Genomic DNA, 16,909 nt, shown 5'->3' on the forward strand with positions numbered 1-16,909 from the left:
GGGAGAGAATGAGGACATGTCCGCCTCTCCCGTTCGCGCCTCGCGTTATCTCGCGCCGGCACAGGTGGCCGAGCTGCTGAGCATCGAGGTGGATGAGGTCATCTCGCTCGTGCATGAGGGACGACTTCGGGGCGCGCAACTCGGATCGCCGCCTCGGTGGCGCGTGGAAGAGACCAGTCTCGAGGGGTATCTGGCCGAGGAGTCCGAGAACTCCCGACGGATGGCGCTGTGGCACCAGTCCCAGACCGCGAGCTTCCCCGAGGTCTGGGGCACATCATCGGCTCATCGCAGCTGATCGCCGGGGGCGCGTACCGCGACCAATGCTGAGAACGGGATGATGCGGAACCCGTGCACGGCCCCGGCGAGCCGAGCCTGTCCCGCGTCGTGCACGGCCAGATCGAGGTGATCGGCGGCGGCGCGGTCGATCGTGCCATGGACGTCGTCGCCCACCCGGGTGCTGATGTGCACCGGGACGCGTCGCCGCGCGAGGTCACGCAGCACGAAGCCGAGAGTCATCCGCTCTCGTAGCGGTATGTCAGCAGAGGGCGGTGCGTCGAGGCTCGCCAGGAGCAGGCCGTGATCCGTCGCGACACCGCTGACGGCCGCGAGCGGAAGGAAGAGGGCGGTGGAGCCGCCGTGCGCCGCGCCCGTGCCGCGCGTGGAAACCGCGACCCAATCCGCACCGAGGCACTGCAGCGAGACGGGAATCCGTCTCCCGTTCGTGAGGTCGATCGTGGCGTCCGCACCGGTGCGGCACAGCGCGCGCAGCCGAGAGCGCAGATCCAGTCGCGCGATGCGAAGCCGTTCCGACTCGGCATCCAGCACAGCGCGCTCGGCCTCCCATTCCGATGCCAGCTGGCCTTCGAGGTCTTCGAACAGTCGGTCCCAGTGCATTCGACAGAGCGTAGGCGACACCATTCCCCGGCTGTACGAGTTATCCACATTCCTCCACCTTTTCCTCCCTCGTCCGGGCATCGCGGTGCTGTACTTGCTCACTCGCAGACCTCCCCGATCGAGAGTTCGACATGATGCCCCACGAGTACTTCGCACCCCAGCCGACACCGACCATCGAGCTGCCAGACCCTGTGCCGCTTCTGCGCAGCCTCACGCACGGCGTGCTCGAGGTCCTCGCCGGTGTCAGAGAAGTCGATCAGCTCGCCCGATGGTTCAGCGAAGAGGCGTTCCGTAGCCTGGTCACCCGATCGAATCTCTCCGCGCGGGCACGCAGCGCGCGCGGAGTACCTCCTGCACGTCCGACCTTCGAGATCCGAGCGCTACGAGTCGCCGAGCCCCTCGACGGTGTCATCGAAGCCGTGGTGGTGGTCGCGGGTCCCGGTCGAACCCGGGCGGTCGCCGTGCGCCTGGAAGGGACGGATCGTCGCTGGCGCGCGACTTCGCTGGCGATTCTCTGAGGCATGTGACCGTAGGCTGGTCAGGTGTCAACCCTCAGCGATCTCGCCCATGCCCAGGGACTCCTGAACGACAGCGATGTCGAATGGCTCCACCGTCTCGCCGGCGACGGACAGCTCCTCGCGGACCTGGCCTCCGCCGACATCGTGATCTGGATCCAGACCGACGACGGCTCCTTCATCGCGGTCGCACACGCGCGACCGAGCGGCGCCGCGACCCTCTTCTATCGCGACATCGTCGGTGAACGGGTGCGGCCGCAGTGGCGCACGCAGGTCCAGGGCGCCTTCGAGTCCGCCGAGATCGTCGATTCCTCTTCACCTGACTGGTTCGAAGAGACGCCCACCAGAGTGCGAGCCGTGCCGATCGTGAGCGTCCGCCGCGGCGCCGATGCCCAGTCCACCGTGATCGGAGTCGTCACCCGGCACACCAACCTCGGCGAGGTGCGCACGCCCTCCCGTCAGCAGATCACCTTCGACGAGTGCGCGAACGATCTCTTCCGCATGATCGCCGACGGAAGCTTCCCCGACCTCACCGCACCGACGTCACCGCGTCGCGGCGCCCCGCGAGCCTCCGACGGACTCATCCGCATCGACGTCGACGGGATCACCACATTCGCCAGCCCGAATGCGCTCTCCGCCTTCAACCGGATGGGTTTCGACGACGAGCTCGAGGGGGAGTCGCTCGCCGAGGTCACCACTCGGCTGGTGCCGCCTTCCCGACAGGTAGACGAGTCTCTGCCCGTCGTCGTCACCGGACGCGCGCCCTGGCGCACCGATATCGAGGCCCGCGGGGTGACGGTGTCGCTGCGCGCCATTCCGCTGAAGGACCACGGTACCCGGATCGGGGCGATCGTCCTCTGTCGCGATGTGTCGGAGCTGCGCCATCAGGAGCAGGAGCTCATCACCAAGGATGCGACGATCCGCGAGATCCACCACCGGGTGAAGAACAATCTGCAGACGGTGGCCTCCCTGCTGCGGATCCAGGCACGTCGTACGCATTCCGACGAGGCGCGGGACGCGCTCACGCAGGCCATGCGCCGCGTGGATGCCATCGCCGTCGTGCATGACACGCTCGCTCAGGGACTCACGCAGAAGGTCGATTTCGATGAGGTCTTCCACCGCGTGCTCAAGCTCGTCGCCGAGGTTGCCTCTGCGCCCAACACGCGCGCACGCACACAGTCGACCGGACGCTTCGGAGTGCTGCCGAGCGAGTATGCGACTCCGCTCGCACTCGCGCTGACGGAGGTCGTGACCAACGCCGTGGAGCATGGTCTCGCCGGGCAGGAGGGCGTCGTGACGATCGACGCCAAGCGCACCGAGGAGAACCTCCGCGTGACGGTGAGGGACACCGGACTCGGCCTGCCGGAGGGGCGGATCGGCCAGGGGCTCGGCACTCAGATCATCCGCACCCTCATCCAGGGCGAACTCGGTGGAACGATCGAATGGCACGGGAGCGACGGAGAAGGCACCGAGGTGGTCATCGACATCCCGCTGCGCTGGCTCGAGAGGTGAGTCAGGCCGCTCCCGAACAGACGGAAGCGGCCTGAGAGTCGATCTCAGGCCGCTTCCGGACGATCAGGAGGCGCGGCGGGCGCGGGCGGCGCGACGCTTCAGAGCGCGGCGCTCGTCTTCGGAGAGACCGCCCCACACGCCCGAGTCCTGGCTGGTCTCCAGGGCGTACTGCAGGCAGATCTCGGTGACGGTGCAGGTGGCGCACACAGTCTTCGCCTTCTCGATCTGATCGACGGCCGGGCCGGTGTTCCCCACGGGGAAGAAAAGCTCGGGGTCGACAGTCAGGCAGGCGGCCTTATCGCGCCAGTCCATGGGGGCTCCTCGGTGTGGATTTCAAGAGATGTCGCGATGCGACCTCTCGGATTCGGGTAGTAGTTCGGGTTCCGCTACCCTGTTGAGATGCGGACGGAATGCCCGCGAATTGTGATGCGAGCGCGAACGCTCGCCCCACGCCGCTGTGGGAGCACATGACTTTCTCTATTCTGTTACATGAAAACCGTGAAATCAAGGGTTTTCTCCTCTTTCGATCCTTGGGAGACACCGTGCGCGCACCCGGAATTGCCCTCGCGGCTGCGGCGGTCCTCGCCCTCGAGGCGGTGGCTCTCCTGGTCTTCGCCGTGATCGAGCTCGCCGGCCTCGGTGCGGGCGACGCGGCCTCGCTGCCGACGGCGCTGGCACTCATCGTGCTCACCCTGATCGGTGCCGCAGCCCTCGTCGCGTTCGCCGTCGGCACACGTGTGGGCAAGTCGTGGGCGCGGTCCGGGGGAGTGGTCTTCCAGGTGCTCGCCGTGGCTCTCGCGCTGGCGTCTCTCACGCTGCAGCCGATCGCGTGGACATTCACCCTCGGCGTCGGGCTTCCCGGGCTGCTCGGATTCGTCCTGCTGATCTCGAGCGCGCGTCTGGAAGGCCCGCAGCGCGCTGCCGAGTGACCTCAGCGCCGTGCGGGCCGCGGGGCCCATCGGCCTCGGATCGAAAGTCGCGGCTCAGGCGTCGATTCCGAGCTGCTTGCGCAGTCGTGCGACGTGGCCGGTGGCCTTGACGTTGTACTGCGCGAGAGCGATCTTGCCCTCTTCGTCGAGCACGAAGGTCGAGCGGATAACGCCCTCGATGCGCTTGCCGTAGTTCATCTTCTCGCCCCACGCGCCGTACGCCGTGTGCACCGCGTGGTCGGGATCGCTCAGGAGCGGGAAGGTCAGCCCGTCGCGCTCGCGGAACTTCGTCAGCGTGGCGGGTTCGTCGCGCGAGATGCCGATCACCCGATAGCCGGCGCCCTGGAGTGAGGAGATGCTGTCGCGGAAGTCGCAGGCCTCGGTGGTGCATCCGGGGGTCATCGCCGCCGGATAGAAGTACAGCACGGTCTTCTGGCCGCGCAGGTCGTCCAGACGGACGGTGTTCCCGTCCTGGTCGAGGAGGGAGAAGTCGGGGGCGGCGGTTCCGGGTTCGAGGCGCTGAGTCACGTGTCCAGCCTAACGGCCGGGCGCCTGCTCCGCCTTGTCCGCGAAGGTCTGCAGGAGCCGCTGCAGGGAGTCGAGCCGCGCTCGACCGGTCTCGCCCAGTTCGCCGCTCTCCGCGGCCTCGATGAGGGCGCAGTCGGGGGCGTCGGCGAGGTGGGTGCAGCCGCGTGGGCAGTTCTCGGCGATCGCGGCGAGCTCGGTGAACGCCGCAAGGATGTTCGCGGGATCGACGTGTCCGAGACCGAACGAGCGCACGCCGGGGGTGTCGATGACCCAGCCGGTCCCGCGGGGGCCTTCGTAGCGCAGCGACACCGTCGACGACGAGGTGTGCCGCCCGCGTCCGGTGACCTGATTCACGTGGCCGGTGGCGCGCAACGCCGTCGGGACGAGCGCGTTGACGAGCGTGGACTTGCCCACTCCGGAGTGGCCGACGAAGACGGTGGAGTGTCCGACGAGGGATTCGCCGATCTCGTCAACGGGCATCTGATCCTGCGCACTGGTGAACACCCGCAGGTCGAGCCCGTCGAAGTGCGTGAGGAACTCGGTGGGATCCGCGATGTCGGTCTTGGTGACGACGAGGAGTGGGCGGATGCCGGCATCCAGCGCGGCCACGAGATAGCGGTCGACGAGTCGGGCGCGGGGCTCGGGGTCGGCAGCCGCGACCACGACGAGCATCTGATCGGCGTTGGCGACGATCACGCGCTCGACCTGGTCGGTGTCGTCGGCACTGCGTCGCAGCAACGAGGTGCGGTCGATGATGCCGACGATGCGGGCGAGGGTGCCTTCGTCTCCCGATGTGTCGCCGACGACTCGTGCCTGATCGCCGGTGACGATCGGCATACGTCGCAGCTCTCTGGCGCGCGTGGTGGTGATCATGCGCTCCTCGGCGGTGTCCTCGCCGAGGAGGACGGAGTACCTGCCGCGGTCGACGCCGAGCACTCGACCCACCTGCGCATCCTCGTGCGCTGGGCGACGTTTGGTGCGCGGGCGGTTCGCCTTCGGGTTGGGGCGCGTCCGGATGCTGCTCTCGTCGAAGTCCTCGAAGTCGTCTTCGAGGTCGTCGGCGTCGTCGAGCCAGCTCATCCTCAGCCCCGCAGCATCCGCTCCCAGAGCATCGTGAACTCCGGGAGGGTCTTGGCGGTCGTACCGATGTCGTCGATCTCGACGGCGGGGATGCGCAGGCCGATGAGCGCTCCGGTGGTGGCCATCCGGTGATCGTGATGCGCGGCCCATCCGCCGCCCTGCAGTGGGCGGGGGATGATGCGGAGGCCGTCGGGAAGTTCTTCGGCTTCGCCGCCGAGCTTTCGGAGGTTGCCGATGAGTGCGGCGATCCGGTCGGTCTCGTGCAGACGGATGTGCCCGATGCCGCGGATCGTGGTCGGAGACTCCGCGAAGGCGGCGAGGCCGACCAGGGTCGGCGTCAATTCGCTGGCCGCGGAGAGGTCGAGATCGAGGCCGCGGATTCCGGAGCCGGCGCGCACGGTGAGCGTGCCGCCGTGACGGCCGACGTGCGCTCCCATGGCCTGGAGGATCTCGGGCAGCAGCGCACCGGGCTGGGTGGAGTGGGCGGGCCAGCCCGTGATCGACACCGATCCGCCCGTGACGAGTGCCGCAGCGAGGAACGGTGCGGCGTTGGAGAGATCGGGTTCGATCGCGATCTCCTTGGCGCGCGGCACGCCCGCTTCGACCAGCCATTCGCCGGCAGCGGGGCGCTCGATGCGGATGCCGCGTCGGCTGAGGGCCTCGATCGTCATGTCGATGTGCGGGAGGCTCGGCAGGTGCTCGCCGGTGTGGACGAGGTGCAGGCCGACGTCGAACCGAGGAGCGGCGAGCAGAAGCCCGGAGACGAACTGGCTGGATGCCGAGGCGTCGATCTCGACCCGTCCACCGCGGATCCGACCGTGACCGCGGATCGTGAAGGGGAGGGCCCAGGTGCCCTCGTCGTCGATGTCGACGCCGAGATCGCGCAGCGCGCTGATCAGGCCGCCCATCGGACGGTGGAGGGCGGTCTCATGGGCGGTGAGATGCACGTCATGTTCCGCGAGTCCGGCGAGCGGGGCGATGAATCGCATCACGGTTCCGGCCTGCCCGCAATCGATCGTGGTGCCGCCACGGAGCTTCGCAGGGGTGACGACCAGATCGGGTCCGAACTCGTGTCCGGCGTCCACCTCCTCGATACCGACCCCGAGAGCGCGGAGAGCGTCGACCATGCGCGCGGAGTCGTCGGAGTGCAGCGGCGAGATCAGGCGGCCGGGCCCGTCGGCGATCGCGGCGATCATCAGCTCGCGGTTCGTCAGCGATTTCGAACCGGGGATCGTGAGCTCGGCGTGCACCGGCACGTCGGTCGTGGGCGCGGCATAGGCGCCCTGCACACGGGAAGGGGAATACCTGTTGGCGCTCATCGGTTCTCACCTTAGTAAACACAGGGAGCTTCGTCGCGAAAGACAGGCATCCCGACGCGAAGGAGAGAGTATGCCGGCGACGTTGGAGCGCGAGGTGTTCGACCTCAGCGGCCTAGACTGGCCGATGATGGATGACACCGCAACCGCAGACACCGTCAGCGACCCTCGGCGCGAGTTCGAGGAGCAGGCGATCCCTTTCATGGATCAGCTCTACGCCGCGGCGATGCGCATGACGCGCAACCCGGCCGACGCCGCCGACCTCGTGCAGGAGACCTTCGTCAAGGCCTATGGGTCCTGGGCGACGTTCTCGCAGGGCACGAACCTCAAGGCGTGGTTGTACCGGATTCTCACGAACACCTACATCAACATCTACCGCAAGCGCCAGCGGGAGCCGTTCCAGGGAACGATCGACGAGCTCGAGGACTGGCAGCTGGGCGGAGCAGAGTCGACCACGGCGTCGCACAGCCGGTCGGCCGAAGCCGAAGCCATCGACCGGATGCCCGCGTCGGTCGTCAAGGACGCGCTGCAGGCCGTTCCGGAGGATTTCCGGCTGGCGGTGTATCTCGCCGACGTCGAGGGCTTCGCGTACCAGGAGATCGCCGACATCATGAAGACCCCCATCGGCACCGTCATGAGCCGTCTGCACCGTGGCAGGCGGATGCTGCGGGAGCTGTTGGCAGATTACGCCGCTGAGCGGGGCATCGCCGCGGCTGAGACGAGGAGCAAGAAATGAGCGACTGCGGCTGCGACAAAGCCCGTCAGGATCTGGAGGAGTACCTCCGCAACGAGGTGTGCAAGACCGAGCACACCGAGATCCGCGAGCATCTCGAGAACTGCCCGTCGTGCAGGGACGAGGCGCTCGTCGCCACCACCCTCACCGATGTGATCGCTCGTGCCTGCAAGGAGACGGCTCCGGAGGAGCTGCGCGACCAGGTGTTCGCGCGTCTGCGGGCCGTTCAGGCGACACAGCACTGACACACGCGTCTGAGGCCGTCGCTAGTGTGGATGGATGACCTCCATCGATGCGCGCGACGTTCCCGCTGACAACACCTCGACGGAAAGACTGGCCGGATCCGGGCTCGAGTACCGAGTCGTCGATCTGAGCGACGAGGCGAGCGCTTCCGCCGTCGCCCGCGCTGTCGACCGAGGGTTCCTCGGGTCCGACCCGAACGCCGAGATGCGGGCTCAGGTGCGGAAGACGTTCGCCGAGCGACGGAACATCGGTGTCTTCGAGAAGACACCGCCGGCGACCGCTCTGCCGGTGGCGACGATCAACAGCTGGGTGACTCCGCTCACCGTCCCCGGCGGCGAGATCCCCATGTGGGCCATCAGCGTGGTCACGGTCTCGGCGACGCACCGGCGTCGCGGGATCGCCCGGGCACTGCTCGAGGGCGAACTGCGCGCGGCAGCATCCGCAGGAGTGCCGATCGCGGGGCTCACCGTGTCTGAGGCGACGATCTACGGTCGGTACGGGTTCGGATCGGCGATCCCGGTCGCGCGTCACACGGTCGACACCCGACGCGCAGGCTGGAGCGGTCCGACGCCGACCGGCCGGCTCGAGTACATCGATGGCGAGACCCTCGCCGCCGATCTCGGCACGGTGCACGAGCGCGCCCGGGGCCGGGCGTCGGGCCAGATCCCCGGCTGGCAGGGTCGATGGGAGGGGTACGCGGGCGTCGCGCCCACCCCGGATCGCGACCAGGCGCGTGGGGTGCGCTACCTCGACGAGGAGGGTGCGCTGCGCGGTGTGATGGCGTACACGGTGGGGGAGGCCGGCGGAACCTTCCGCTTCCGGATGGACGTGCGCCTGCTGGCCGCCGAGACCGACGATGCGCGCACCGCGCTGTGGCGTTTCGCGCTGCAGCACGATCTCGTCGACGAGGTGGTCGCCGACCTCCGCCCGATCGACGACCCGCTGCTGTGGCTGGTCCACGACACCCGCGGGGTGAAGCAGGAGGTGCACGATCACGGGTGGCTGCGCATCCTGGATCTGCCGACCGCCCTGACCGCGCGCCGCTACTCCGCACCGATCGACACGGTCCTTCGCGTGGAGGACTCTCTGGGCTTCGCGAGCGGCGACTGGCGTCTGCGCGTCGACGGCGCCGGGGTCGGGACGGTGGACGCGGCCGCGGGAGGCTCCGCGGTCGACGTCACACTCGACGTCTCGACGCTCTCCGCGCTCTACGCGGGAGGTGTCCGCGCGTCCACACTGCAGGGTGCCGGACGGATCTCCGCCGAATCCGCGGCGGTCGAGGCGCTCGATCGGGCGCTCGTCGCCTTCCCGGCACCGTCGCTCGACATCTGGTACTGATTCCGGAGGGGAAACGAAAGGGGCGCCACGACCGAAGTCGCGGCGCCCCTTCTCGTCTGACGATCAGCCGAGGGTGACCGCCGCGCGGATCAGCGCGGCCTGCTCAGCCGCGTGGACCTTCGAGGATCCGGTCGCCGGCGATGCCGAGGCCGGGCGCGACACCGGGCGGAACGCGCGGTCTCCGGGAACGTCGGCGAAGGCGAGCGCCAGGAACGGCCAGGCGCCCTGGTTCTCCGGTTCTTCCTGCACCCACACCAGTTCTGCGTTCGGGTAGGAGTCGGTGATGGCCTTGAGTTCGTCGATCGGCGTCGGGTACAGCTGCTCGAGCCGGACGAGGGCGACCTCGGGGTTCGGGTTCTTCTCGAGCTCGGCACGCAGATCCCAGTGCACCTTGCCCGAGTGCACGAGCACCCGCTTGACGGCGGTGCGGTCGAGCCCGCGGTCGTCATCGATGACCGGCTCGAAACGACCCTGCGTGAACGCCTCGACCGGGCTCGTCGCGCCGCGCAGACGCAGCATCGCCTTCGGTGTGAAGACGATGAGCGGCTTGCGCGGTCGGGCGTAGGCCTGGCGGCGCAGCAGGTGGAAGTACGACGCGGGGGTCGACGGACGCGACACGATCATGTTGTCCTGCGCGCACATCTGCAGGAAGCGCTCGATGCGTGCCGACGAGTGGTCCGGCCCCTGGCCTTCGTAGCCATGGGGGAGAAGCAGGGTCACGCTGGACTGCTGTCCCCACTTCTGCTCGGCGGCCGAGATGTACTCGTCGATGACCGACTGGGCACCGTTGACGAAGTCGCCGAACTGGGCCTCCCAGAGCACGAGCGCCTCGGGAGCCTCCACCGAATAGCCGTACTCGAAGCCGAGGGCGGCGTACTCGCTGAGCAGCGAGTCGTAGACGAAGAAGCGCCCTTGAGCGTCGGAGAGGTTCGACAGCGGCAGCCATTCCTGGCCGTTCGCACGGTCGTGCAGGGTCGCGTGTCGCTGCACGAACGTGCCGCGGCGAGCGTCCTGGCCGGCGAGCCGGACGGGCGTTCCCTCCACCAGCAGCGAACCGAATGCGAGCAGTTCGCCGAAGCCCCAATCGATATTGCCGTTTCGGCTCATGTCGAGGCGCTTGTCCAGCAGCTGCTGGATCTTCGGGTGCACCGTGAAGCCCTCGGGCTTGTTCACGAAGGCGTCGCCGATCATCTGGATGACCTCGCTCGGCACACCGGTGATCTCGGGGGCACCGACCTGGTCGTCGACGGGGGCCTGCTCTGGAGCGATCGGCAGAGCGCCGGTCTCGGCGGCGTGCGTCTCGGCGAACGCGATCTCCAGGCGATTCTGGAAATCGGCCTTGGCTTCGTCGTACTCCTGCTCGGTGATGTCACCACGGCCGACGAGCGACTCGGTGTACAGGCGGCGGACGGAACGCTTCGCCTGGATGAGGTCGGTCATCAACGGCTGCGTCATCGAGGGGTCGTCGCCCTCGTTGTGACCACGTCGGCGGTAGCAGACGAGGTCGATCACGACGTCACGGTGGAAGCGCTCGCGGTACTCGAACGCGAGCTGCGCGACGTGGATGACGGCCTCGGGGTCGTCGCCGTTCACGTGGAACACCGGCGCCTGGATCGTCTTGGCGACGTCGGTCGAGTAGATCGACGTGCGGCCGTCGTTCGGCGTCGTGGTGAATCCGACCTGGTTGTTCACGACCACGTGGATCGTGCCACCGGTGCGGTAGCCGCGCAGCTGCGACATCTGCAGCGTCTCGACCACGACACCCTGACCGGCGAAGGCCGCGTCGCCGTGCACGAGGATCGGCAGCCAGGCGAAGGTGCCGATCGGCTTGCGGTCCTGTTTGGCGCGGACGATGCCTTCCAGCACGCCATCGACGGTCTCGAGGTGCGAGGGATTGGCGGCCAGGTAGACCGGAAGCTCGGAGTCGTCGTCGGCGACGAAGGTGCCCTCGGTGCCGAGGTGGTACTTGACGTCGCCGGAACCGCGCTGGTTGCCCGGGGTCTGCGTGCCCTCGAACTCACGGAACACCTGGCCGTAGGTCTTGCCGGCGATGTTGGTGAGCACGTTCAGACGGCCGCGGTGCGCCATGCCGATCGCGGCGCCCTCGAGGCCGGCGGTCGCGGCGCCCTGAAGGATCTCGTCGAGCAGCGGGATGAGCGATTCGCCGCCCTCGAGCGAGAAGCGCTTCTGACCGACGAACTTGGTCTGCAGGAAGGTCTCGAAGGCCTCGGCCTCGTTGAGCTTGCGGAGAACCCGTAGCTGCTCGTCGTGGCCGGGCTTCTGGTACTTGACCTCCACCTTCTCCTGGAACCAGCGACGCTGCTCCGGGTCCTGGATGTGCATGTACTCGATACCGAGCGTGCGGCAGTACGAGTCGCGGAGCACCCCGAGGATGTCGCGGAGCTTCGCGATGCGCCGACCGCCGAACCCGCCGGTGACGAACTCGCGGTCCAGGTCCCAGAAGGTGAGGCCGTGGCTCTCGATCTCGAGGTCGGGGTGCGAGCGCTGCACGTACTCGAGCGGGTCGATGTCGGCCATCAGGTGTCCGCGCACACGGAACGAGTTGATGAGCTCCTGCACACGGGACTGCTTGTCGACGCGCTCGGCGAGGTCGACGGCGATGTCGGGGTTCCAGCGGATCGGCGCGTAGGGGATGCGCAGGGCCGCGAAGATGTCGTCGTAGAACCCGCGCTGGCCGATGAGCAGCTCGTGCACCTTCTTGAGGAACTCGCCGGAGCCGGCGCCCTGGATGACGCGGTGGTCGTAGGTGCTGGTCAGTGTGATCGTCTTGCCGATGGCGAGTTCGTTGAGCGTCTTCTCGCTCGCGCCCTGGAACTCGGCGGGGTACTCGAGGGCACCGGCGCCGATGATGCAGCCCTGGCCCTTCATCAGACGCGGCACCGAGTGCACGGTTCCGATGCCACCCGGGTTCGTCAGCGACACCGTGGTGCCCTGGAAGTCGCCGGCCGTCAGCTTGTTGCCGCGGGCGCGGGTGACCAGGTCCTCGTAGGCGGAGAGGTACTCGGTGAAGGTGAGGGTGTCGGCGCGCTTGATGCTGGGCACCATGAGGGCGCGTGTGCCGTCGGGCTTGGGCAGGTCGATCGCGATGCCGAGGTTGACGTGCGCCGGCGCGACCACGGAGGGCTTTCCGTCGACCTCCGCGTAGAACACGTTCTGGCTGCGGAATTCGTCGAGTGTCCGGATGAGTGCCCAACCGATGAGGTGGGTGAAGCTCACCTTGCCGCCGCGGGTGCGTGCCATGTGGTTGTTGATGACGATGCGGTTGTCGATCATCAGCTTGGCCGGGACGGTACGCACGCTGGTGGCGGTCGGGACGGTGAGCGACTCGTCCATGTTCGCGGCGAGAGTCTTGGGCAGACCGCGCAGCGGCGTGACCTTGTCCTCTTCGGCGGGCGCCGGAGCGTCCTTCGACTCGGATTTCGCCGGCTTCGGGGCCTGGGCGGGGATCGGCGCGGCAGCGGCGGGCTTGGCCGTCGTGCGCGCCACCGGCTGCGAACCGATCACCGGGATCGGTGCGGTGACGGGATGAGCCGCCGGCGCATCGGGTGTTGCCGCGGGAGCTGCGGAAGCCGTCTCGGAGTGGTACTTCTCCAGGATGGGCCACCACTCCTTGTCGACGGAGTCGCGGTTCACCTTGAACTGCTCGTAGAGCTCTTCAACGAGCCAGGAATTGGCTCCGAACCCCCCGTCGCCGTTGACGCCGGTCACCTGGTTCGACACTCTCGATCGCCCTCTTTCATCGCTGAAGCTCTCTGGTGCGGACGTCGACGCAGGATGCGTTCGGGCCCGCACACTCTCGACCAACAAGCCTAACGTGTTTCGCTATGGGAATCGTCGAAGCTGAGCGCCCACCGCGTCGCGATCTGGGTACCGTGGAAGCATGAAGTTCTCTGGAGAGCAGCCGACCGTCGATCTGACCTACTCCGACGTCTTCCTGGTGCCGCGCAGATCCGCGGTCACCAGCCGTCTCCAGGTCGACCTCGCCCCGCAGGACGGCACCCCGGCGACCCTGCCACTCGTTGCCGCGAACATGAACTCCGTGACCGGCCCGCGCATCGCAGCCGTGCTCGCGCGGCGTGGCGCGCTGGGCGTGCTGCCCCAGGACCTGCCGCTGCAGGATCTCGATGCGGCGATCCGCGAGGTGAAGTCGCAGCCCGTGCTCTGGGACACGCCCATCGTGCTGCCTCCCGAAGCATCGGCGGCCGATGCGCTCCGTCTGCTCCCGGCGACCAGCGGTCACGGGATCGTCGTCGCCCGCGGCACGGCGCCGATCGACGTCGAGCGCATCCTCGGGATCCTCCCGGCGACCCGCCTGGCCACGGCGCTCCCCGATGCGCAGCTCGGCGATCTCGTGCACCACGGCACGCCGGCGATCGACGCGGACGACATCGGCTCGGAGCGCCACGCGTTCGATGTGATCACCGACGCAGGCGTCGAGATGGTGACCGTCGTGCACCACGGACACCTCGTCGGAACGCTGAGCGCCCGGAGTGCGCTGCGCTCGACGCTCTACCGCCCTGCGGTCGATTCCGATGGGCGCCTCGCGGTCGCCGCGGCCGTCGGGATCAACGGCGACGTCGCGGCCAAGGCCAAGGCACTCGCAGCGGCAGGCGTCGACGTTCTGGTTGTCGACACCGCCCACGGCCACCAGGAGGGGATGCTGCGGGCTCTGCGCGCGGTCGCCGAGCTCGACCTCGGCCTCCCCGTCGTCGCAGGCAACATCGTCACTGCCGACGGCGTGGCCGATCTGGTCGACGCGGGGGCCTCGATCCTCAAAGTCGGCGTCGGCCCCGGCGCCATGTGCACCACCCGCATGATGACCGCGGTCGGTCGCCCGCAGTTCTCCGCCGTGCTCGAGACCGCGCAGGCGGCACGCGAGCTCGGTGCGCACGTCTGGGCCGACGGTGGCGTGCGCTATCCGCGCGATGTCGCTCTGGCCCTCGCCGCCGGCGCGGCCTCCGTCATGGTGGGATCCTGGTTCGCCGGCACCATCGAGGCGCCGGGAGAGTTGCAGCGCGACGCAGAGGGGCGTCTGTTCAAGGAGTCCTGGGGCATGGCGTCGACCAAGGCTGTCCAGGCGCGCTTCGGTCGCCTCGACGCCTACGAGCGTGCTCGCAAGGAGCTCTTCGCCGAGGGCATCTCCTCATCGAAGATCTATCTCGACCCGCTCCGTCCCGGGATCGAGGACCTTCTCGACATGATCACCTCCGGTGTCCGCTCTTCCTTCACCTACGCCGGCTCCTCGTCTGTACCGGAGTTCCATGAGCGCGCCGTGGTGGGCCTGCAGTCTGCGGCCGGCTACGAAGAGGGCAAGGCGCTGCCGGTCAGCTGGTGACCGCGAGCGCACTCCCCGTCGTCTTCGGTACAATCGTCGGCATAATGGACGACCCTCCCAGTTGTAGAACATCGCCCCACTGTCCGCCTCTCTCACAGGAGAGGAACCTCTGATGGACTACATCATGTTGGGCGTGGGGCTCCTGCTCACGGTCGGCACCGGCCTCTTCGTGGCGAGCGAGTTCGCATTGGTGAACCTCGATCGCGCCGAACTCGAAGCCAGGCAGGCACGCGGCGAATCGCGGCTCTCGCTCACGATCAGCGCCCTCAGGCACACATCGACGCATCTCTCGGCGGCCCAGCTCGGCATCACGCTCACGACGCTTCTGACCGGTTACACGATGGAGCCGGCGCTGTCGAACCTCCTGCGCCCGACCCTCATCGCCTGGAACCTCCCTGAAGCGGCCGTCGCGCCGATCGCGACCATCGTGGCGATGCTGGTGGCGACGGTGCTCTCGATGATCCTCGGCGAACTCGTGCCCAAGAACTTCGCCCTCGCTCTGCCGCTGGCCACGGCGAAGCTCGTGATCCCTTTCCAGATCGCGTTCACGACCGTGTTCAAACCTGCCGTCGTGGTGCTCAACGGCAGTGCGAACGGCGTACTGCGCGGCATGGGGATCGAGCCGAAAGAAGAGCTCTCAGGCGCCCGCAGCGCGGAGGAGCTGTCATCGCTCGTGCGGCGGTCCGCCAACGCGGGCCTGCTGGAGGCCGACACCGCCTCGCTGCTCGACCGCACCCTCATGTTCTCGCGCCTCACGGCCGCCGACGTGATGACGGCCAGACCGAGCATGCACGCGATCGCCGCAGGCGACTCGGTGGACGACGTCATCCAGCTCGCGCGACGCACGGGCCACAGCCGCTTCCCCGTGTACGACGACGACCTCGACGACATCACCGGCGTCGTGCACCTGAAAGCCGCCATCTCGGTTCCGCGCGAGCGGCGCACGGAGGTGCCGGTGGGCGCCCTCGCGACGGAACCGCTGCGCGTTCCGGAGACCGTGCACGTCGACGCCCTGATCGCGGAACTCCGTGCACGCGGTTATCAACTCGCGATCGTCGTGGACGAGTACGGCGGGACCGCGGGGCTGGTGACCTTGGAAGACCTCGTCGAAGAACTCGTCGGAGAAGTCGCCGATGAGCACGATCGCACCCGCGCGGGAGTCATCCGCAACCGGGAGGGCGTCACGTTCCCCGGAGAGCTGCGCCCGGACGAGCTGCGTCGCCGTGCCGGTGTGGAAGTACCCGAGGGCGATGTGTACGACACCGTCGGCGGCTACGTCATGAGCGTGCTCGAGCGCGTGCCCGCGGTGGGCGACGAGGTCTCTCTCGACAGCGGCGTGCTGCAGGTGGTCCGCATGGATGGCAGACGGGTGGATCGGGTGCGCTACGTGCCGAATCCCCTCGATGGCGATGAGGAGGTGACCCGATGAGCGATTGGGCAGGACTCGCCTGGCTCGTCGTGCTCCTGGTCGCGAATGCGTTCTTCGTCGGTGCCGAGTTCGCGGTGATCTCGGCCAGACGATCGCAGATCGAGCCTCGAGCCGACCAGGGCTCGCGCGCCGCGAAGACCGCGCTGTACGCGATGGAACACGCGACGCTGATGCTCGCGACGTCGCAGCTGGGCATCACGATCTGCTCGCTTCTCATCCTCAATGTGTCCGAGCCGGCGATCCACCATCTGCTCTCCGTGCCGTTGCACGCGCTCGGGTGGCCGGACGGTGCGGTCGACGCCGTGTCGTTCACGATCGCATTGGTGATCGTGTCCTTCCTGCACGTGGTGTTCGGCGAGATGGTGCCGAAGAACCTGGCGTTCTCGGTGCCGGACCGTGCCGTGCTGATCCTCGCCCCACCGCTGGTGTGGGTGTCGAAGGTGTTCATGCCCGTGATCTGGGTGCTCAACGCGGCAGCCAACGGCGTCCTGCGCCTGTTCCGGGTCGAGCCCAAGAACGAGGCCGCATCGACGTTCACGCTCGATGAGGTCGCGACCATCGTCAGCCAGTCGCGTCGTGAAGGCGTGCTCATGGACACGGCGGGAACAGTCGCCGCAGCGGTCGAGTTCACCGACAAGAAGGCGCGGGACGTCGCGGTGCCACTGAGCGATCTGGTCACGCTGCCCCAGTCGACGACGCCCGACGACATCGAGAAGGCGGTCGCACGATACGGGTTCTCGCGCTACGTGATCGTCGACGATGCATCCGTACCGATCGGCTATGTGCACCTGAAAGACATCCTCCGCGCGTCCGAAGGCCCCGACGCCGAGGCCAAGATGGTCGAGCCGGTTCCGGCCAAGCGCATCCACCACATGGTGCCGGTGCAGGAGGACACGGATCTCGAGGACGCCCTCGCGGTCATGCGTCGCGCGGGTCGGCATCTGGCGAAGGTGCGTGACGCGCAGGGCAACACCACCGCCGTGCTGTTCCTCGAGGACATCCTCGAGGAGCTGGTCGGGGAGGTGCAGGACGCGAC

Annotated in this window: 16 protein-coding genes; 10 read left to right on the plus strand and 6 right to left on the minus strand. The window is 68.0% G+C overall.

All coding sequences use genetic code 11. From position 1 onward, the window contains the following. The first annotated feature begins 16 nt into the window (after positions 1-16). The gene (locus tag B2869_RS09215) at positions 17-295 is read left to right on the plus strand and encodes a helix-turn-helix domain-containing protein (RefSeq protein WP_292765405.1); all 279 of its coding nucleotides are present in this window, start codon (positions 17-19) and stop codon (positions 293-295) included. On the opposite strand, the gene B2869_RS09220 is transcribed toward B2869_RS09215, so the two are convergent. Then, a complete protein-coding gene (locus B2869_RS09220; protein WP_292765408.1) occupies positions 283-894 on the minus strand; it encodes a hypothetical protein in 612 nt (203 codons plus the stop codon). The genes B2869_RS09215 and B2869_RS09220 overlap by 13 nt on opposite strands. A gap of 131 nt (positions 895-1,025) precedes the next feature. Here B2869_RS09220 and B2869_RS09225 point away from each other — a divergent pair, with 131 nt between their 5' ends. Both B2869_RS09225 and B2869_RS09230 read left to right on the plus strand, forming a co-directional pair. Next, entirely contained in the window at positions 1,026-1,412 is a 387-nt protein-coding gene (locus B2869_RS09225; protein ID WP_292765411.1) for an Rv3235 family protein, read from the plus strand. 24 nt (positions 1,413-1,436) lie between these two features. Next, positions 1,437-2,921, plus strand: coding sequence for a sensor histidine kinase (locus B2869_RS09230; protein WP_029266826.1), 1,485 nt, complete (start codon positions 1,437-1,439; stop codon positions 2,919-2,921). A gap of 63 nt (positions 2,922-2,984) precedes the next feature. On the opposite strand, the gene B2869_RS09235 is transcribed toward B2869_RS09230, so the two are convergent. Then, positions 2,985-3,233 (minus strand): WhiB family transcriptional regulator, encoded by a 249-nt coding sequence (locus tag B2869_RS09235; protein ID WP_017203224.1) that lies wholly within the window; start codon positions 3,231-3,233, stop codon positions 2,985-2,987. 230 nt (positions 3,234-3,463) lie between these two features. Here B2869_RS09235 and B2869_RS09240 point away from each other — a divergent pair, with 230 nt between their 5' ends. Then, entirely contained in the window at positions 3,464-3,850 is a 387-nt protein-coding gene (locus B2869_RS09240; protein ID WP_292765440.1) for a hypothetical protein, read from the plus strand. A 54-nt stretch (positions 3,851-3,904) separates the two neighbouring features. On the opposite strand, the gene bcp is transcribed toward B2869_RS09240, so the two are convergent. The 3 genes from bcp to aroA are packed head-to-tail and all read right to left on the minus strand — an operon-like array spanning position 3,905 to position 6,777. Further along, positions 3,905-4,378, minus strand: coding sequence for a thioredoxin-dependent thiol peroxidase (bcp, locus tag B2869_RS09245; RefSeq protein WP_021199860.1), 474 nt, complete (start codon positions 4,376-4,378; stop codon positions 3,905-3,907). A gap of 9 nt (positions 4,379-4,387) precedes the next feature. Beyond that, on the minus strand, positions 4,388-5,458 hold the full coding sequence (gene rsgA, locus B2869_RS09250) for a ribosome small subunit-dependent GTPase A (protein WP_136023837.1): 1,071 nt from the start codon (positions 5,456-5,458) through the stop codon (positions 4,388-4,390). A 2-nt stretch (positions 5,459-5,460) separates the two neighbouring features. After that, positions 5,461-6,777 (minus strand): 3-phosphoshikimate 1-carboxyvinyltransferase, encoded by a 1,317-nt coding sequence (gene aroA, locus B2869_RS09255; protein ID WP_292765443.1) that lies wholly within the window; start codon positions 6,775-6,777, stop codon positions 5,461-5,463. Between the two features lie 70 nt (positions 6,778-6,847). On the opposite strand from aroA, the gene B2869_RS09260 reads away from it, so the two are divergent. From B2869_RS09260 to B2869_RS09270, 3 genes are read left to right on the plus strand one after another with little or no spacing between them, the layout of a single operon-like run. Beyond that, positions 6,848-7,510 (plus strand): sigma-70 family RNA polymerase sigma factor, encoded by a 663-nt coding sequence (locus tag B2869_RS09260; RefSeq protein ID WP_021199863.1) that lies wholly within the window; start codon positions 6,848-6,850, stop codon positions 7,508-7,510. Beyond that, positions 7,507-7,752, plus strand: coding sequence for a zf-HC2 domain-containing protein (locus B2869_RS09265; protein WP_021199864.1), 246 nt, complete (start codon positions 7,507-7,509; stop codon positions 7,750-7,752). The genes B2869_RS09260 and B2869_RS09265 overlap by 4 nt, the downstream gene beginning before the upstream one ends. Before the next feature lie 34 nt (positions 7,753-7,786). Next, positions 7,787-9,088 carry a GNAT family N-acetyltransferase gene (locus tag B2869_RS09270; RefSeq protein ID WP_292765446.1) on the plus strand — a complete coding sequence of 434 codons (1,302 nt, stop codon included), beginning with the start codon at positions 7,787-7,789 and terminating at the stop codon, positions 9,086-9,088. Positions 9,089-9,151: 63 nt separating this feature from the next. Here B2869_RS09270 and B2869_RS09275 read toward each other — a convergent pair whose 3' ends face one another. Next, positions 9,152-12,829 carry a multifunctional oxoglutarate decarboxylase/oxoglutarate dehydrogenase thiamine pyrophosphate-binding subunit/dihydrolipoyllysine-residue succinyltransferase subunit gene (locus B2869_RS09275; protein WP_292765449.1) on the minus strand — a complete coding sequence of 1,226 codons (3,678 nt, stop codon included), beginning with the start codon at positions 12,827-12,829 and terminating at the stop codon, positions 9,152-9,154. A gap of 160 nt (positions 12,830-12,989) precedes the next feature. Between B2869_RS09275 and B2869_RS09280 the strand changes: the two genes are divergently transcribed. The 3 genes from B2869_RS09280 to B2869_RS09290 all read left to right on the plus strand — a co-directional run. Further along, positions 12,990-14,444, plus strand: a complete 1,455-nt coding sequence (locus B2869_RS09280) for a GuaB1 family IMP dehydrogenase-related protein (RefSeq protein ID WP_292765452.1) — start codon at positions 12,990-12,992, stop codon at positions 14,442-14,444. A gap of 112 nt (positions 14,445-14,556) precedes the next feature. After that, the gene (locus B2869_RS09285; RefSeq protein WP_021199868.1) at positions 14,557-15,873 is read left to right on the plus strand and encodes a hemolysin family protein; all 1,317 of its coding nucleotides are present in this window, start codon (positions 14,557-14,559) and stop codon (positions 15,871-15,873) included. Further along, positions 15,870-16,909: hemolysin family protein (locus B2869_RS09290; RefSeq protein ID WP_292765457.1), on the plus strand; the 1,040-nt coding region annotated here is incomplete at its 3' end. The genes B2869_RS09285 and B2869_RS09290, both read left to right, overlap by 4 nt.

This window comes from Microbacterium sp. UBA3486 (genome assembly GCF_002377845.1).
GTDB classification, from domain to species: domain Bacteria; phylum Actinomycetota; class Actinomycetes; order Actinomycetales; family Microbacteriaceae; genus Microbacterium; species Microbacterium maritypicum_A.